The following is a 17,174-nucleotide window of genomic DNA, read 5'->3' as shown; positions in this document are numbered from 1 at the left end:
TACCGGTTCCGGACCCTCGCAGGTCCCTTTCGCTACCGCTCAGAGACCCTCCGAGGTCCTGTAGTCGTCGGTGGGGGGGAAGCATCAGGACCTCAGAGTGTGCTTGCACCTCTGAGTGTCCGGATCGCTACCGGTTCCGGACCCTCGCAGGTCCCTTTCGCTACTGCTCAGAGACCCTCCGAGGTCCTGTGGCCGTCGGTGGGGGGAAGTATCAGGACCTCAAAGTGTGCTTGCACCTATGAGTGTCCGGGTCGCTACCGGTTCCGGACACTCAGAAGTCCCTTTCGCTATCGCTCGGTGACCCTCCGAGGTCCTGTGGCCGTCGGTGGGGGGAAGCATCAGGACCTCAGAGCGTGCTTGCACCTCTGAGTGTCTGGGGTCGGTATCGGTTCCGGACCCTCGCAGGTCCCTTTCGCTATCGCTCGGTGACCCTCCGAGGCCCTGTGGCCGTCGGTGGTGGGGGAAGCATCAGGACCTTCGAGTGTGCTTGCACCTCTGAGTGTCCGGCTAAAAAACTATTATAGCCTGATCCTATAGTCATTCACCTTCAGATTCGGATCGACCTATGCGGACTAAAATAGAGGCTGGCAAGCGCTATCATATTTATAACCGAGGGGTATTCCGCCAGGATATATTCCGAGATGATGACGATTGTGTCCGGTTTTTGAATTTGATGAAAGACCATTTAGCTGGTCCAGTTCATCCACTGACATATGCTGTGTTACCAAACCATTTTCATCTATATATCGAAGTAGATAGCCTGGATATCCTAAAACCATTCTACAAGGAAAAACCGCTGGCAATCGGTAACACCATTGGTCATCTCTGCAATGCCTACGCAAAAACCTTTCGGTACAAATACAAGACAATAGGCGAGGGTGCTGTTTTTCAAAGCCCATTTAATCGCGTCGAAGTCACTGACGCTGCTTACCGGCGCAGTCTTGTTCATTACATCAACGGTAATGGCTACCATCATGGATTAGTAAATGATCCGGAAGACTACCCCTTCACTTCCCTACAGGAATTGCTTTATCCAGCCGTCGAGCCCTACGTCAAGGTTGAAAAGGTTTATGCCGACTTCGGTGGGAAAGGAGCTTTTATAAAAGACTGGGAAAGCATCCGCAGAAAGAAGGGACTGGTTGCGAATTTTGAATGGGAAGGAATGTGATCGGACCCTCGCAGGTCCCCATCGCTACCGCTCAGATACCCAATAAGGTCCTGTGGCCGTGGTGAGAAGAAGCATCAGGACCTCAGAGTGTGCTTGCACCTCTGAGTGTCCGGGTCGCACTGTGAACCCGGATGCTGATAGGTACAGGCCGATTCCCAATGATTACCTTTCGGTATCCGACCGTCCCTTCCAATAACACCTAACTAAAAATGCACCTGCGTATCCTAATTATAGCGCTTGCCCTATTCCCGTTCAAGGACTTAGCGGCGCAGACCGTTGACACGCCCGAACTGGTGCAGCTTTTCGCTCAATTAAGTGACAAGTCGCAGCAAATCGACAGGGTTAGCTACGGTTTTCTGAATATAACCTCCGAGAATGGAGCAGCAGACACCGTCCGTATGGCCTGCGCGGCGCAACGCAACGCTGACAATGTACCGGGCCTGGAATTTAAGGCTTACGCCCTGCACTGGCAATCTGGTATCTCCCTGGCGGGAAATGAACTTACTTTCTACAATTTCACCGACACCACCTATTCCCAGCGTCCCGTGACCGGAGAGGGGTTGGAAGAGCTTTCCGGGTCGCTGCTGATTTACTTGGTGAATAGGTTACCATTTGCTCCCGGTGCACTGCAGGCTTCCATCCTTTACGGTACGATCACCGAGTACGCGATCGATACCACCGGGGAATCCATACGCGTCGAAATTGCTTACGCGGATACGGAGTATATCCAGAAGAACCGTTCCGTTTATCTCTTCGATTTGCATACCGGACTGTTCCAAAATACCCATTCTACCTATACGGATGGCATTAACCAGTACAGCCGGGAAATTCACTATGCCAATCCGCAGATTAATCATGCTTTCCAAGACCTAAAACAAATAGATGCGCTACCGGATACAACTCGGTGGACCAAAGCAAAACCCCCTGAGGCGCGTCCGGATCTGGCGGTAGGAGACCGCCTTCCCGGATTTTCTGAGATCGTGCAGGCGCTGGAGCTGCCACTGCCATCCTACGATCTGTACCTCGTGGATATGTGGTATTTCAGTTGTGCCCCTTGCCAGAAGTTGTCGCCGCTCATCGAGCAACTTCACCGGCAGGAGCGACCGGGGCTTGCCGTTTTCGGACTCAATCTCTTCGATTCACCGGAAACTATTGCCAAGTACCAGGAGATGAAGGCCATCACTTTTCCGAGCTTCGCGGGGCGCGACACGCGTGAGGCTTACGCCATTAACGCCTTCCCCAAAGTCTATCTATTAGATGATCAAGGGCGCATACTGCACGTGACGGACGGGTACGAGGAGAACTTCATCGAGCGGATTACGCCTACTATTGAGGCGTATCTGAAATAGGGTTTAGATAATGGGGGCCCTAGCCAGTCGCACGATAATCCGCGTAATTTCACTATCCGAGCCAATCCGCGAGAATCGGCGAACTAGTGCAGCAAATCCGCCAAAACCTTCGTTAAATAACCCCCGCCCTCGGCAGACGAACTCCGCTCCGCTACGTTCGGCGGACGAGGGCTACAAACTCCAGCTCCGCCCCCCCGTCTCACTAAGCGGCATATCCCCATCGTACTCCCCCGGCACGGGATCGTACACCAGTACCTCGGTACCGATTTTCTCCGAGCTCAGGTAGCCCCACAGCACCATCGACTTGAACGAGCGGTAAAAGCCGATCGGCGGCTGCTCGCCCACGGCGGTACCCCACACGGCGGGCTGGTAGCGGGGTGATTTTTCGGCGTCGCTGAAGAGCTGGCCGCGTTGGTCGGCTTCCAGTTCGTGGAAGACTTTGCCGAAGCGGGTCCGGGCGTCCTCGTCGAAGTCGCGGATGCCGGTCTGCATGGGGAGGAGCTCGTCGGTATCGGCGTTGGTGGCGGCCATGACCTTATCGATGAAGCGGTCGACGCCCACGTCCAGGCCGCCGGGGGTATCGGTGGTCGGCAACAGGGTATCGATGTAGGCGGTCACGAAACGGGCCTCGTCGTCGCTGAAGAAGGCGGGCTTCCAGCCGAGTTCCGGCTCGTTTTGGCAGCTGTGGAGGAGGGCGGGCGTGATGATGGCGCCCCCGGCCAGCCAGCTTATGTTGCGGAGTACGTCGCGGCGGTTCAGCATCAGATGTTTTGTTTGTTGAGTTCGGAAACGGCGTGGTCGGCAGCGCGGGCACTGAGGGCCATATAGGTCAGCGAGGGATTCACGCAGGAAGAAGAGGTCATGCAGGCGCCGTCGGTGACGTAGACATTGGGGGCGCCCCACACTTGGTTATTTCCGTTGAGTACGGAGGTCTTCGGGTCGCGACCCATGCGGGCGGTACCCATCTCGTGTATGCCGTAGCCCATCTCGTGCTCGTTATCGAAGGGAATGATGTCCTTCAGGCCGGCGCGTTCGAGCATCTCCACGGCGTCTTCCTTGGCCTGCTTGTTGAGGGCCAGTTCGTTCGGTCCCCACTCGGCGCTGATGGTGAGGGTGGGCTGCCCCCATTTATCGGTCACATCGGGGTTGAGCTTAACGTGGTTCTCGTGCCGGGGCAGGCTCTCCGAGAATCCCGTGATGAAGAATTCCCACGGCCCCGGACTCAGGAGCTTCTCCTTGAACTCCGCCCCGTATTCCGGCAGGTTGGCCGCCACGCGGGAGCCGCCGCGACCGGCGCCTCCCTGGAAGCCGAAGCCGCGCACGAACTTGTCGGACTTACTCTCCTCGTCGATATTCCAGTAGCGGGGGATGTAGATGCCGTTCGGCCGCCGCCCTTTATAGTAGCGGTCTTCGTAGCCCTCCACCGTACCCGCGGCACCTACCCGGTAGGTGTGGTCCATCAGGTTGTGGCCGAGCTCGCCGCTGTCGTTACCCAGGCCGTTCTCGAAGCGGCTCGACTTCGAGTTCATCATGATCTGAGTGGAGGAGAGGGTAGAGGCATTCAGGAACACCACCCGGGCCTTATAGTCGATCACCTCGTTGGTCTCCGCGTCGATGATGCGCACGCCGGTGGCTTTGCCTTTCTCGTCGTCGTAGATCACCTCCTGCACGATGGAGAACGGCCGGATCGTCAGATTGCCGGTCGCGGCGGCCGCCGGCAATGTGACGGCGTTGGAGCTGAAGTAAGCGCCGTACGGACAGCCGCGGCTACACCGGTTGCGGTACTGGCACTTGCCGCGGCCGTTCAGCGGCTCGGTCAGGTGGGCTACGCGCCCGATGATCATATTCCGCCCCGGGAAGTCCTTCTCGATGCGCTGGCGGATATCCTTCTCCACCACGTTCATTTCCATGGGCGGCAGAAAGTGACTATCGGGCAGTTGCTTCAGGCCCAGCTTGGCCCCGCTGATGCCGGCAAACTTCTCCACGTAGGTGTACCACGGTTCGATGTCGCGGTAGCGGATCGGCCAGTCCACCCCGTGACCGTCTTTTGCGTTGGCCCCAAAGTCGATATCGCTCCAGCGGTAAGTTTGCTTGCCCCACAGCAGCGAGCGGCCGCCCATCTGGTGGGCCCGGATCCAGAGGAAGGGCTTCTCTTCGGTGTAGGGGTTTTCCCGGTCGTTGGCGTGAAAGTGCTCGGTGTCTTTCCCCACGAATCCCGAGCGGATGCTTTTGTAGTGCTTATCCTGCTCCTCGGGCGTTAGGCCACCCCGCAGGTCCATGTCCCAGGGGTCGAGGCTCATGGTGGGGTAATCCTTGACGTGCTCCACGATGCGGCCCCGTTCGAGGACCAGCGTCTTCAGTCCTTTTTCGGTGAGCTCCTTAGCCGCCCAGCCCCCGGAAATCCCGGAGCCGACGACGATCGCATCGTAGGTGAGCGCCTTATCGGCGTCAATGTTATAATTGGCCATAAACTACTTGATCGACTTTGCCGGGGAAAGATAAGAAACCACAGCTCCCGGGCAAGTCTAGCGGCTGACGGTCACGTTACATTGAAGGTGGTAAATATCCGATCGCTGGCCACCCTTTAAGTTTTGCGGCGGAGCGCAGGTAGAATGCCCCTCGGGAACCGGATTTTTTCATAATCAGGTCCGAAACATACATCAGCACCCGATCCACACGACCGTTCCCGAAAAGCAGACCGGCTCGCAATCGATCCGGCCGTAGCGCCCACTTTACCTGCGCTCCGCCGCCCCTTTCCAGTAAGCCGACTTGGTTGTTGCACGCCATGGTATACCAGCGTGCGCTACCCGAACGACCTGCAGCAAATGCCTTGCCGTTTACTTAATGCATCCCCGCCAGGCATCGAGTAAGAAACAGTCTTCCGAAGTTTCGGGTAAGCCTGCGGTCAGTACGCCGACCCGGCAGGCCACCGGAATCTGTTCTACCAACCGAAACACATCATCCTGCGGCATCTGCGCGTCGATGTAGAGATCGTCCGCCCCCCGTAAACGCTCCGTGACGGAAGCCGGTAGGGGTTCCGAACTCGCGGATGATATGGTCAGGCCACGCTGTACAATCGCCACCGATACAAGGGCAACGATCAGCCATCGGTATGCGTTCACTGACCCGGTCGCGCCCCGTACGCAGGTGGCAAAGAGGTAGGCAAGGAAGGGGATCGCCGGGGCTACGTACCAGTTGTGTTTGTTGCTACTCAACTGCAGCAGGAGCAGAACGGAAGCGGCCAGGCACAGCGAGTACACGGTGAAAGGATCGCGCCCTAAGCGGCGCGCCAGGCCGCCACCGCCGAATCGCCACAACAGCACGGGGATGGAGGCATAAAGGACATAGATTACGGGCCCGAAGCGAATGTCGAGGGCCTGAAAAACGAACCAGGGCTGACTTACCGGCTCGAAGGCCGTATCCGTAAGCCGTTGTAGCCCATCGCGGAGAAACATGGCTGTCAGAAGACTGTCGGGGCCTCCTTCCGGATAGCTTTCCCGCCCCATGAATGAAAGGAAGAGACACAATCCGGCCAGCATGGCCAGGGCCATCAGCCACCTACCCGCCGCCCGCCGGGAAACCATGGTCCGCCTATATTCTCTCCGGGAGAGCGTAAATGCAAGCAGGCCGGGTACGACCAGTACCACCGCCACGCCCTTGGTCAGGAAAGCAAGTCCCGCGGCCACGACGGCAATCAGCAGGCTGGATGATTGCGTCTCTACTAAAAACGAATAGTACGCCAGACAAGCCACCGTAAGTAAACAGACGAAGAGCATGTCCGTATCGCCGTTGATGGCCACGTGGTAGCCAATCAACCCGTTGACGGAAACGGTAGCGCCGATGGTGAGCAGGGCGATATGCGCCCCAAAGCGCTCCGCCAGCCAGTGCCGGTAGTAAAGCAATAGACCCGCTAATGCAAGGAGCGATGGCAATCGCAGCGTGAAAGTATGGACGCCGAACAGCTGGAAGCTTGCCGCGGCAAACCACAGAAATAGGGGTGGTTTGGTATTGAAGGTGTCCGACTCCCCCAGGTAATAATAGTTAAGGTAGTCTCCCCGCTGGAGCATCTCGAAGGCGTTGACGCCCCGGCGGGCTTCATCCCAGGCTTCTACCGGCAGGTAGATCGCGGAAAGGATGGCCACTCCGGTAGCTAAGCCGCTCACTAAATAGGAGAGTCGCTTACTGCCGGGCATAGTGGAAAGTGACGCCCAGCCGAACCGTGGAGTAAGGGTAATCCGCGAATCCGTGCTGCAAGCGCGCGAAGTATTCCATGCCCCGGTCCCGTTGGGTGCGCAAGTCGAGGCGGCCGACCAGCGGCCGATCGCCGATGTCCAGATAGCCGTAGTAGCCGCCGAGCGCGGGGGTCAGGGTCAGTTTTCGGAAGCGGAAGTCACAACCCAATCCGTAAAGTACCGCGTCGTTCTGGTAGTAGTTGTCCATAAAGGTCTGCCAGACGTAGAATCCCAGCAGGGCATGGGGACGCAGAGATGCCAGCGAACCTTCCCTTTCGAAGGTCTTGCCGGCGGACAGATCGAAGTAGTAACCCGGTGTATCGGTATAGCGGGCCGCCGAGAGCCGGTTGCCGGAAGCGGTCTTCAGGTTGATGGAGAGCAGCAGGTCCGGCCAGTGGGCGTGGTCCTGAACAAGCTGGATGTGCGTGCCGACGTATACATCGCCACCGGCGAGGCCTTCGCCGTCGTAGTCTCGGGCCGCCCGCTCATCACGGGTGGCGGCACTCATCCGGTAATGTTCCAGGGGTACGTACTGGAGGTGCAGGCCCACCCGGTCGGAGAACAGGGGGACGTGCCCCTGCAAATAGAGGTTCTGGGTATCATCCCCGTCACCGAAGTGGGCGTCGCCCGCCACTCGCAATTCCGTGCCCTGGGTAATGCGGCCGTTGCGTATTTCGGGTACGGGCAGCGCGTTCGGTCCCATATAGGCGGACGCCAGGGTCAGGTAACTCCGCCAGGGGCTTACGCCGTCCCAGTCGTGGGTGTCGTTCCACCAGCCGTAATCCTGGGTCGAGAGAATAGCAGGAAGGCATACCAGGAACAGGTACAGGGTAGGGCGGTGCATGAGCCGAAAATACGAGAAGCTGGTTTACGCCCGGCTGACTTTAGCACTAATCCAATCCACCATACGATCATATAGCAAACACACGGCTATGACCAGGGCGGTCAGCAGCAGTAGAGCGAGAAGCAGCATCACCGGCGCGGATAGATTCGCGAACAAGGGTTGGGTATAGGATTGCAGGAGCAGAATAACCAGGGGGTTAGCTACAAGGATGGTCAGCGTATTGCTGCCTACGAGCGCGTTCTTGTCTAGCCTGTCCGTATACTATACTATCAGGCTTACCGGTGAGTAGGAAAAACCGACGGGACATCCCGCCACCAAGCTGGAAAAAGGATGGTCACCCGAACGGGATGATGGACGGCCTGAATCCGCAGCTTCGGCTATAAATGTCCGCAAATTTTGACATCCTCTCCGTATTTTCTTCCGCTTTTCGCGGCATTCTGGCTTAGGTAAGCAGGGTGTCACAACCTGGAAAGTGAAAATTTCGTCTTATCACCGTACGGAGATTCGTTGATCACTCCATCACCCCGCTTCATCATGCCTTGTACGCTTCCGACCCGCTGCTTCATCCTATTGCTTGGCCTCTGCCTGGGCATTCTACCCATCAGAATGAGCGCGCAGGTTCTCACCGTCAGCGATGAGATTCCCATGCGCAACGACACGGAATACACCCTCCTCGGCAAGCTCGGCGGGCAGGTCCTGTTGCTCCAGGACCGGGAAAGTAAACAGACGCTGACCGCCTACGGCAGGAGCATGAACGAATCGTGGGAAAAGGAGCTCGAATTGCGGGGACGCAACATCCGGATCCTGGAAACCATCACCGCCCAGGACGGTACCGGCTTCCACCTTCTCTATTTATTCCGTGAACGCGGGCGCAATCACCTCCAACTCGATCGCTACAATCCGGCCGGAAATTTGCAGGATAGCGTTACGCTGAAGGATTTCGGGACCTTCATGACAACACCGGAAGAGGAGATCTACCTGTCCGAAGACGAAACCAAAGCCCTCATGCTCATCGTCGAGCAGCAGGATAAGCCGCGCTACCTGGGCATCGATCTGGATAGCATGACCCTGCTCTACGACCGTACCCTCGAGCCCGATAAGTTCTTCTTCGGAGAGGATTTCGTGCAGGCCGAGATCGCCAACGACGGGGACATGTACTTCATCGCCCTGGAAAACAACTTCAAAAGCCGCCGCAAGGAGCACCGCTACCACGTGTACGTGCACGACGCTAACGGCGGTTCGCGGGAAGTCCTGGACGTCAACCTGGGCGATAGCCTGACCTACGACGTCTTCTTCAAGTACGATAATCTTAACAAGCGTCTGGCGGCGGGGGGGCTCTATTCCACCCGCGATTTCATCCGCGCGGAAGGCTACTTTTACCTATGGGTCGACCCGGTCAATCCCCGCAACGAACTACGCCCAACCTTTCAGAAGTTCCCCGTCAATCTGGTCCGCAACGTCGAAGGCCGCAAATTCAACAAGCGGCGCCCCGGCATCAACGAGCTGACCGTACGGGACGCCATGCTGCGACGCGACGGCGGTATGGTCATGATCACCGAGCGTGACCGTCAACTGCAACGCCGGGGATCCATCGCGCAGGCCCAGATGCTCAACACCTACGGAGGGCGGTCACTCATCGATTACCACTACGACGAGATTGTCGTATTCGCCGTCAACCCCGACGGTACGCCCCACTGGAGCAACATCATGCACAAGAAGCAGTATAGCCAGGATGACAATGGCGTTTACTCCAGCTTCTTCCTGCTGGAAACGCCTACCCGCCTGCGTTTTCTCTTCAATGACGAGGTCCGTTTCGAAAACTCGGTGAGTGAATACGTGCTTAATGGCCGGGGTGAATTCCTGCGCAACAGCCTCTTCCATACCCGTGACCTGGAACTCCGCCTCCGCTTCCGCGACGGCATACAGGTAGCGGCGAATGAGCTGATCCTCCCCAGCGAGCACCGCAACCGCCTCCGGCTCGTGAAGATGACCTACGACGCGAAATGAGGCAGGTACTTCTATGCTGCGGCATCCTGACCTGCCTCGCCTGCAGCCGTAAACTGCCCGACGGGACCTATGTGCTACCCAAGGCCGAGGCGATCACGCTCCAAATAGCCGATCAGGTCCGAACCCAGCGCAAACAGCCTGATTTTTTCACTTTCGTCAGCGTACTGGAAGACAGTCGGTGTCCGCGCGGCGTCCAGTGCATCCAGGCCGGCCGGGCCGTGGTGGCCGTACGGGTCATGCGCGGCGGCCAGTGGCAGGAGGAGTCCGTCACCATCGATGGCAACGCCATTCCGACGGACGCCGGTCCGCTGCAGCTTCTCCGGCTCGATCCCTACCCGGATGCCGCCGTGGATGTCCCGGAGCCTTACCGGCTGGTGGTTCGTGCCGTCGAATAGGGTAGAGGTTAAGTTCGTTAGTATTTTGGCTGGTGAGATGGCCGCCCGCGAGCCAGCCCGGCCGTGCAATGCTCGTGCGGCAGCCAATCGTAAATCGTAGTTCGTAAATCAACGATCGTAAATCCCCCCCTCCCTATGTTCTTCCCCACCGGCGACGACCAGGTCCGCGGCGGTCACCGCCCTCACTTTGCCTACGGGCTGATCGCGCTCAACGTGCTGATCTACGCTTATCAGTTCAGCCTCGGGCCGGAAGCCGGCCAGGCCTTCGTCTACGAGTGGGGCACGGTTCCCCAGCGCATCGAGGCCGGGGAAGGCTATTACACCCTGATCACCAGCATGTTCCTGCACGGCAGCTGGCTGCACCTCATCGGCAACATGTTGTACATGTGGATCTTCGCCGATAACATCGAGGCCACCATCGGCAGCCTCAAGTTCGTGATCTTCTACTTTCTGGGCGGCATTGCCGCCGGCCTTTGCCATATGTACTTCAATGCCGGCAGCCCCATTCCGGCCGTTGGAGCCAGCGGAGCGCTATCCGCCGTCATGGGTGCCTACATCGTCATGTTTCCCCGCAGCCGGGTACGCGGTTACTTCTTCTTCTTCCGCGTACAGGTACCCGCCTTCATTTTCCTGGGATTCTGGTTCTACCAGCAATCGGCCGCGGGCTTCGCCACGCTGGAGGAGAGTGCGGGTACCGGTATCGCTTGGTGGGCCCACATCGGCGGCTTTGTCTTCGGCGTACTTGGCGGTTTCTATTTCCGCGCTACCCACGCCGTCCCCCGCCATTCGGAGGGATACGCTTCCCGCCACGACGCGGAGATATAGGGGCGGCGGAGGGCAGGAGAGGAGCAACTTTCAAATTGCAGGCCGCGTTCTGACCCTAATTCAATGCGAACGACATGGCCTTTACTCAAGAACAGACCGAAGAACTAAAGAAGCTGATCCGGGAGGTAGTTCGGGAGGAACTTAACCGAAAGGAATCGGAAAATGCGCGTGGTCAAGAGGATCCGGAGGCGATAGACATTGACAGCATTGCGGAAAAGATTTTTGATCGCTATGATGACGTCTTCAAGGCATTAGCTTGATGCGTTACTTGACTAAACCGGAGATTTTTCGACTGAATAAACTCACCCTTGCCCGTCACGGAGGCCACTTTGTACCTCCGGATAATTCTCTGCATCCCGAAGCGATCGACTACCTGGTGGAATCCGTGCAAGCGGAAATGTTCGGTGAACCGCTTTACCCACGGGTATCCGATAAGGCGGCGTTGTATATGTTCAACCTTATTGGTAACCACGCTTTCCAGGATGGAAATAAGCGAACAGGGCTGGCGGCGGCCTTAGCGTTTCTGATGATAAATGACTATCGTTTAAAGGAGGACTTGCAACCTGTCACGTACCAAGACAAACTGTGGCCGGATGCGCGTCTTGGACACGACGATCACGTATACCGATTCACCCTAGCCGTAGCCGCCGGCCAAGTCCCCCTCGAAGCCTGTCGCCAGTGGTTTGCCGCTAACATCGAGTCGATAGCCTGACCATGCACACCGGCCGAGCGAAGCAAGGCCCCCTGAATGCCGACCGTACTACCCCGGATGGCGCAGCCAGCCGACTACCGTACTAACAACCGGTAACGCCGGTTACTACCGTACTACCTCCTCCCCATCTCCACCAGTTCCCCCACCATCATAGCCGTAGCGCCCCAAACGGACTCCCCCGCCACTTCCCAGTGGGGCACTTCCTTCAGGATCATGCCGTTGTACAGCTTCTTGTCGCGGTAGGCCACGGCATCGTCGGCGTAGAAGCCGGCGAAGGGCAGTTCGAGTATGCGTTGGACCTCGCTGGCCTGCAGCACGAAGTCGGGTCGCTGGGGCGTGTAACCGACGAAGGGGTGAACCAGGAAATTACTGATCGGGATATACAGGGGGGTGAGTTTACCCAGCAGCGTCACGGTGGAAGCCGGCACCCCCACTTCCTCCGCCGCCTCCCGCAGCGCGGTAGCGGCCGGGGACGCGTCTTCCGGATCGGCGGAGCCGCCGGGAAAGGATACCTGGCCCCCGTGCCGGTCGCCGGGAGGGCTGGTCCGTTGAATGAAGAGCAGGCGTAATTGGGTCTCGATCGGATAGAAGAGCGCCAGCACGGATGCCAAACGCGCGTCGGGCGGAGCCTCCTGGTGGGGCTGTCGCAGCTTGTGGCCCATGGTTTTCTGAGAGGCATAACCGGGCAGGTCACCGGCCCGGAGGCACTGACGGATACGATCCAGGTAGGCGAAGCCCCCATCGGGCTGCTGCATCTACTGCTTCTTGTTCGACTTCTTAAGGTAGTTCTCCAGAGCCATGCCCATGCTCGGCACTTCGGGGGGGCTGGGTGCGATGTTGACCGTCAGTCCGTGCTTTTCCACGGCGGCCGTCGTCTTGCGGCCCGCCACCGCCAGTCGGGTGTCCTTCTGCTTAAAATCCGGGAAGTTCTCGTACAGCGAATCGATGCCCAGCGGGGAATAGAAGATGATGATGTCGTAGTAAACTTCGGTCAGGTCGCTGAGGTCGGAGGATATCGTCCGGTACATCAGGGCCGGCGTCCAGTCGAAGTTGTTTTCTTCCAGGTACTGGGAGACGAACTCCGAGCCCAGATTACTGCAGGGGAGTAAAAATTTCTCCTTGCTGCGGTGTTTCTTGAGCGTCGGGGCCAGGTCCTGGATGGTCCGCTGGCCGTAGAATACCTTCCGCTTGCGGTAGACGATGAACTTCTGCAGGTAGTTGGCGATCGCCTCCGTCATGCAGTAGTACTTGGTTTCCTGGCTCATCTCGATGCGCAATGCCTTGCACAACCGGAAGAAGTGCTCGATGGCCAGTTTGGAAGTGAAGATCACCGCGGTGTATTCGTCCGGGCGAATCCGTTCCTTCCGGAATTCCTTCTCCGTCAACCCTTCTACCTCGATAAAGGGACGCCAGTCTATCTGGAGACCGTATTTTTCCTCCAGCTTGGCAAAGGGGCTCCGCTCCGGCTCGGGCTGCGACACGAGGATGGTACGAACGGGTTTGTAAGATTCCTGTGAAGGTTGACTTTCAGCCGCCATAGGGGTAAGTTGTGAACCGGTGAGGGCAGTTGGGGAAACGCTTCTACTTAAGCCAAGGAATTACTCAAATAGCGGAAAACGAGTAGCAGAGGTGCTACTTCAATGGTGCAAATATATAACAAAAAATGAAGCGGTCTGCTGCCGACGTAATAGTTGGCGATGAACAGCCCCCTGACGAGGTGCAGGAGATACACAACACCCAGGACGACCAAACCGGCGATCAGGAAGAAATGCCGGTAGTCTTCCGGCGCATAACTGATGAGCAAATTGATGGGCACCAACAGTACCCCGACCAGGATGCTGAAAACCATCAGCAGAAAAGTGTAGCGGCTCAGTTCTTTGCGCAGGGGGTAGATACGACCCACCAGTCCCAGCAGGATCAGTTTGAACCCAACCGCGCCCATAACCAGCAGGGCGAAGGTTAGCCAGCTGGCCCATACGCCGTTGATCGGGAGCGACAGCCCGAACTCCAGCGAGACCAGGTAGAGGAAAAAACCCGCCGATAACAGGAAAAACAGGTAACACATCCAGAGCGCGCTGATCTGTCCCCCGGATCGCCGGCGGTACAACTGGGTCATTACGTTGTCGTTGGCGATGGCCCGCATGCACTGGCGCAGCAGGTCCCGGAAAAGCACCCACATACTGGTGACCAACAGGACGAGCAGGAGGTGGATGAAGACGATCGACCGGCGCTGTGGATCGGTCGGGTCTTCGACGGGGGCAACGGGGGCCTTACCGATAACCGGTTCGGCGGCCTCTTCCTCCGGGTACACTTCGAAGGGATTGTCGGAGGTGTCGACCGGAGCGTCAGCGGTTGACTCTTCCGGAAGCCGGTCGATCAGTTCGAAAGGATTGTCGCTACCCTGCGCCGGCAATCCGGCGGATAGGTTCAACAGGGAGAGGAACAGCAAAAGGGTGCGCAATCGCTTCGGCATGGAGTCCAAAGGTAAGCAGCCTTTTGCCTATGGTAAAGTACCCGGGTCAGGCCAGTACCTGATAAACCACCATGGCCCCCACGTACGCAATGGCCGTCATGAATACGAACTGTACGACCGGCCATTTCCAGCTGTTCGTTTCCCGTCGCGTGACGGCCAGGGTCGACATGCACATCATCGCGAAGACGTAAAATATCAACAGGCTCCAGGCCGTCGCGGGGTTATAGACCATTTCATTGGTTTCCGGGTCGCGTTCCTCGGCGAGGCGCTCCCGGATGCGGAACTCGTCGTCCGTACTCCCAATGCTGTAAATGGTGGCCATGGTACCCACGAAGACCTCGCGGGCCGCGAAACTCGTCAGTAGGGCAATGCCGATTTTCCAGTCGTAACCCAGCGGCTTGATCACCGGCTCGATGAATTTGCCGAGATGGCCCGCGTAGCTTGCTTCCAGTCGTTCGGAGGCAATCAGGTCCGCGGCATCGTCTTCCGAGAGGCTTAATTCCTGCGCTTTGTCGCTCGCCAATCTGTTCGCCGCTGCCATGTCCTCGGGCGGTCCGTAGGTAGAGGCCGCCCAGAGAATTACGCTGATGATCATGATGATCTTGCCGGCCTCGACCACGAAGGTTTTGGACTTTTGCCACACGGTAGTCCCTACGTTACGCCACACCGGCACGCGGTATTCCGGTAGCTCCAGCATGAGGAAACTTCGCTCCGGCGTGTCGAGTACGTATTTGAAGGCCAGGGCCGAGAGCATAGCCCCGGTAATACCTAGGAAATACAGCCCGGCGAAGGCCAATCCTTGCAGACTAATCAGCCCGTTGAGGTAGGCCACCTGGGGTACCGCGAAGGAAATCAGGATAACGTACACCGGGATGCGGGCCGAGCAGGAGGTGAGGGGTGTCACCAGAATGGTGAGTAACCGCTCCTTCCAATTGGCAATGGTCCGGGTACTCATGATGGCCGGAATGGCACAGGCGTGTCCACTCACCAGGGCGACCACCGAGCGACCGTTGAGCCCAAAGCGCTGCATCAGGCTGTCGAACATGTACGCGGCACGGGCCAGATAGCCGACTTCCTCGAGGATGGCGATAAAGAAGAAAAGGATCGCGATCTGCGGCACGAAGACCAGCACGCCGCCCAGTCCGGCGATGATGCCGTCGACCAACAGGTCGGTAAACCAACCGGCGGGTAGCGTCTGCCGGACCGTATCGCCGAGGGTGCCGAACGTCCATTCGATCAGGTCCATGGGAATACTTGCCCAGGCGAATAAGGCCTGAAACAGCAGGAGCATCAGTACTACGAAAATGAGGGGGCCCGCAATGGGATGCGTGACAATGCTGTCAATTCGGTCGCTGAGCGAATCGTTATCGCCGGCATGACGGACCGTATCCCGGACGATGGGTTCGAAGGAGTTGTAGCGGTCCATCGTCTCCTCGACTTGGGCCCGCAGGCTATGAAAGCCGTGGCGGACGCGGGCCTCCTGCACGTGGTGGCGCGTTTGTTCCGGGATATGCTTGAGCCAGGGAGCGTGGTGCGCCAACAGCAAAGCATGGTAGTCGTTACGCGCCGGGAGTTCCTGGCGTAGTTCCGCCAGGACGTCGCGCGCACTGGCCGCGGGCTCGTAGAAAGGCTGGCGGGGCCGAAAGGCATCCGGCTCACGCAGCAGGCCGGCAATAGCCTCCTTGAGTTCGCCGATACCCCGATGATCGCGGCTACTCACCGGGATAACGGGCACGCCGAGTTTTTTGCTCAGGGTAGGGATGTCCACCGTCAGGCCGTCGCTTTCCATCAGGTCGGCCATGTTCAGCACCAGAATCATGGGCAAGTCGAGATCGCGGAGCTGGGTGAACAGCAGCAGGTGCTTATCCAGCTTGGTGATGTCGGCCACGTAGAGAATGGCATCGGGGAACAGTTCGCCTTCGGGATTGGTCAGCTCCTGAACGACAAGCCGCTCATCCAGACTGGTCGGGTAACAGCTGTAGGCACCGGGAAAATCGATGAGTTCGATCGTCGGCAGTCCCGGCAGCTTCAGCATACCGGCTTTCTTTTCCACGGTTACGCCGGGGAAGTTGCCGATCCGCTGTCGCAGACCGGTCAGGACATTAAAGAGGGAAGACTTGCCGCTGTTCGGATTGCCAACTAAGCCGACTACGGGCGTGGCCTTTATTTGACCATTATGCATGCCAGCTCTTTCTTTCGTAATGCCAGGCATTGTCGGTCGATCTTGACGTACCAGCTGCCACCGAAGGGGGATTTCCGCACGACCCGCAGGCGCGAGCCGGGCCGCACCCCGATATCCAGTAATTTACCCGCCAGATTCTCATTGGTAAAGCGGTCTATGGTGCCGGACTGGCCGACCTTATAGAGAGATGCTGCAGCGGGTACGGGAAAGGGCATGGTAGAGGCTTTTGGTAGCAACGTAACGCCGCAAAGATAGGAAAAGTCGACTATCTGTACGCAGTCTAAATAAATTTCCGACAGATGTTGCGTTTCGAAACCCTTAGCTTTACCGCAAAACCGACTCCATGAAACACCTGACTTTTCTGTTGCCCGCCCTCTTTCTGCTAGCTGTAGGTTGTTCGCCTAAGGTGGCCCCCGTGGTTGGAGAAGACGGAACGGACTGGAACGCCCGTGCTGCGGAGTATCGGGAGAACCCCGCCGCCCTGCGGGATTTTGTAGAGGATTGCGACAGAGCGCAGGAACAAGTAGCCAATCTACGCGAGCAGCTCGGTAGCTACGAGAGTGAAGCAGGCGATATGCAAAACCAACTCGCGACCGCCGAAGCCTCCGCCGAGCAAGCCTACCAGGAAATCCAACAGCTACGCGAGCAGATTACCATTCTGGAGGCCAACCAAATCTCGGATGAGGTCATCACCGACGAGGCTTCCATCGATGGAGTTATCTTTCAGGTACAGCTAGGAGCATACGCCCAGAACCGCGTGGATCCGGGCATGGCCACCGGCGACGCGCTGGACCTGACCGATCAGAACGGTATGCAAAAAGTGGTAGTCAGTAAGTTCCGTACCTATGAGAACGCCGCCAACCTGCGCGACCGTCTTAAGCAGATGGGCGTCAAGGATGCCTTCGTAGTGGCGACCAACAACGGACAGCGCATCGAAGTGCAGGAAGCGCTGCGTATGACCGGCCAGAACTGATCGTTACTAGCCGG

17 protein-coding genes are annotated in these 17,174 nt (G+C 58.0%); 8 read left to right on the top strand and 9 right to left on the bottom strand.

Going from position 1 to position 17,174, the window contains the following annotated elements; genetic code table 11:
- The first annotated feature begins 565 nt into the window (after positions 1-565).
- Positions 566-1,168 carry a hypothetical protein gene (locus tag DRW39_RS12070; protein WP_116107293.1) on the top strand — a complete coding sequence of 201 codons (603 nt, stop codon included), beginning with the start codon at positions 566-568 and terminating at the stop codon, positions 1,166-1,168.
- 209 nt (positions 1,169-1,377) lie between these two features.
- Positions 1,378-2,517 (top strand): TlpA family protein disulfide reductase, encoded by a 1,140-nt coding sequence (locus DRW39_RS12065; RefSeq protein ID WP_116107292.1) that lies wholly within the window; start codon positions 1,378-1,380, stop codon positions 2,515-2,517.
- A 171-nt stretch (positions 2,518-2,688) separates the two neighbouring features.
- On the opposite strand, the gene DRW39_RS12060 is transcribed toward DRW39_RS12065, so the two are convergent.
- The 4 genes from DRW39_RS12060 to DRW39_RS12045 form a co-directional block, all read right to left on the bottom strand.
- Positions 2,689-3,279 (bottom strand): gluconate 2-dehydrogenase subunit 3 family protein, encoded by a 591-nt coding sequence (locus tag DRW39_RS12060; protein ID WP_232830138.1) that lies wholly within the window; start codon positions 3,277-3,279, stop codon positions 2,689-2,691.
- On the bottom strand, positions 3,279-4,985 hold the full coding sequence (locus tag DRW39_RS12055; RefSeq protein ID WP_116107291.1) for a GMC oxidoreductase: 1,707 nt from the start codon (positions 4,983-4,985) through the stop codon (positions 3,279-3,281). Before DRW39_RS12055 ends, DRW39_RS12060 begins: the two co-directional genes overlap by 1 nt.
- A gap of 369 nt (positions 4,986-5,354) precedes the next feature.
- Complete coding sequence (locus DRW39_RS12050) at positions 5,355-6,710, bottom strand: ArnT family glycosyltransferase (RefSeq protein WP_116107290.1); 1,356 nt, start codon at positions 6,708-6,710, stop codon at positions 5,355-5,357.
- Positions 6,697-7,593 (bottom strand): hypothetical protein, encoded by an 897-nt coding sequence (locus DRW39_RS12045; protein WP_116107289.1) that lies wholly within the window; start codon positions 7,591-7,593, stop codon positions 6,697-6,699. The genes DRW39_RS12050 and DRW39_RS12045 overlap by 14 nt, the downstream gene beginning before the upstream one ends.
- 534 nt (positions 7,594-8,127) lie before the next feature.
- Between DRW39_RS12045 and DRW39_RS12040 the strand changes: the two genes are divergently transcribed.
- The 5 genes from DRW39_RS12040 to DRW39_RS12020 all read left to right on the top strand — a co-directional run bounded on the left by DRW39_RS12040 (position 8,128) and on the right by DRW39_RS12020 (position 11,532).
- Complete coding sequence (locus DRW39_RS12040) at positions 8,128-9,600, top strand: hypothetical protein (protein WP_157976073.1); 1,473 nt, start codon at positions 8,128-8,130, stop codon at positions 9,598-9,600.
- Complete coding sequence (locus DRW39_RS12035) at positions 9,597-9,995, top strand: hypothetical protein (RefSeq protein WP_116107287.1); 399 nt, start codon at positions 9,597-9,599, stop codon at positions 9,993-9,995. Before DRW39_RS12040 ends, DRW39_RS12035 begins: the two co-directional genes overlap by 4 nt.
- A 135-nt stretch (positions 9,996-10,130) precedes the next feature.
- Positions 10,131-10,820 carry a rhomboid family intramembrane serine protease gene (locus tag DRW39_RS12030; RefSeq protein ID WP_116107286.1) on the top strand — a complete coding sequence of 230 codons (690 nt, stop codon included), beginning with the start codon at positions 10,131-10,133 and terminating at the stop codon, positions 10,818-10,820.
- Between the two features lie 74 nt (positions 10,821-10,894).
- The gene (locus tag DRW39_RS12025) at positions 10,895-11,080 is read left to right on the top strand and encodes a hypothetical protein (RefSeq protein WP_116107285.1); all 186 of its coding nucleotides are present in this window, start codon (positions 10,895-10,897) and stop codon (positions 11,078-11,080) included.
- The gene (locus DRW39_RS12020) at positions 11,080-11,532 is read left to right on the top strand and encodes a type II toxin-antitoxin system death-on-curing family toxin (RefSeq protein ID WP_116107284.1); all 453 of its coding nucleotides are present in this window, start codon (positions 11,080-11,082) and stop codon (positions 11,530-11,532) included. The genes DRW39_RS12025 and DRW39_RS12020 overlap by 1 nt, the downstream gene beginning before the upstream one ends.
- A gap of 113 nt (positions 11,533-11,645) precedes the next feature.
- Here the strand turns inward: DRW39_RS12020 and DRW39_RS12015 are convergent, their stop codons facing one another.
- The 5 genes from DRW39_RS12015 to DRW39_RS11995 are packed head-to-tail and all read right to left on the bottom strand — an operon-like array spanning position 11,646 to position 16,402.
- A complete protein-coding gene (locus DRW39_RS12015) occupies positions 11,646-12,287 on the bottom strand; it encodes an NUDIX hydrolase (protein ID WP_116107283.1) in 642 nt (213 codons plus the stop codon).
- Positions 12,288-13,070 (bottom strand): uroporphyrinogen-III synthase, encoded by a 783-nt coding sequence (locus tag DRW39_RS12010; RefSeq protein ID WP_116107282.1) that lies wholly within the window; start codon positions 13,068-13,070, stop codon positions 12,288-12,290.
- 47 nt (positions 13,071-13,117) lie between these two features.
- Positions 13,118-14,005 (bottom strand): DUF4271 domain-containing protein, encoded by an 888-nt coding sequence (locus DRW39_RS12005; RefSeq protein ID WP_116107281.1) that lies wholly within the window; start codon positions 14,003-14,005, stop codon positions 13,118-13,120.
- A 46-nt stretch (positions 14,006-14,051) separates the two neighbouring features.
- Positions 14,052-16,187 (bottom strand): ferrous iron transport protein B, encoded by a 2,136-nt coding sequence (gene feoB / locus DRW39_RS12000; protein WP_116107280.1) that lies wholly within the window; start codon positions 16,185-16,187, stop codon positions 14,052-14,054.
- Positions 16,169-16,402, bottom strand: coding sequence for a ferrous iron transport protein A (locus DRW39_RS11995; protein WP_116107393.1), 234 nt, complete (start codon positions 16,400-16,402; stop codon positions 16,169-16,171). The genes feoB and DRW39_RS11995 overlap by 19 nt, the downstream gene beginning before the upstream one ends.
- Before the next feature lie 128 nt (positions 16,403-16,530).
- Here DRW39_RS11995 and DRW39_RS11990 point away from each other — a divergent pair, with 128 nt between their 5' ends.
- Positions 16,531-17,160: a hypothetical protein gene (locus tag DRW39_RS11990; protein WP_116107279.1), complete on the top strand. Its 630-nt coding sequence runs from the start codon at positions 16,531-16,533 to the stop codon at positions 17,158-17,160.
- The last annotated feature ends 14 nt before the right edge of the window (positions 17,161-17,174 follow it).

It is taken from the genome of Lewinella sp. IMCC34191 (assembly GCF_003390935.1).
Taxonomy (GTDB): domain Bacteria; phylum Bacteroidota; class Bacteroidia; order Chitinophagales; family Saprospiraceae; genus Neolewinella.
Note: the sequence above shows the minus strand (reverse complement) of the source record. Positions and strands in the feature narration are given on the sequence as shown.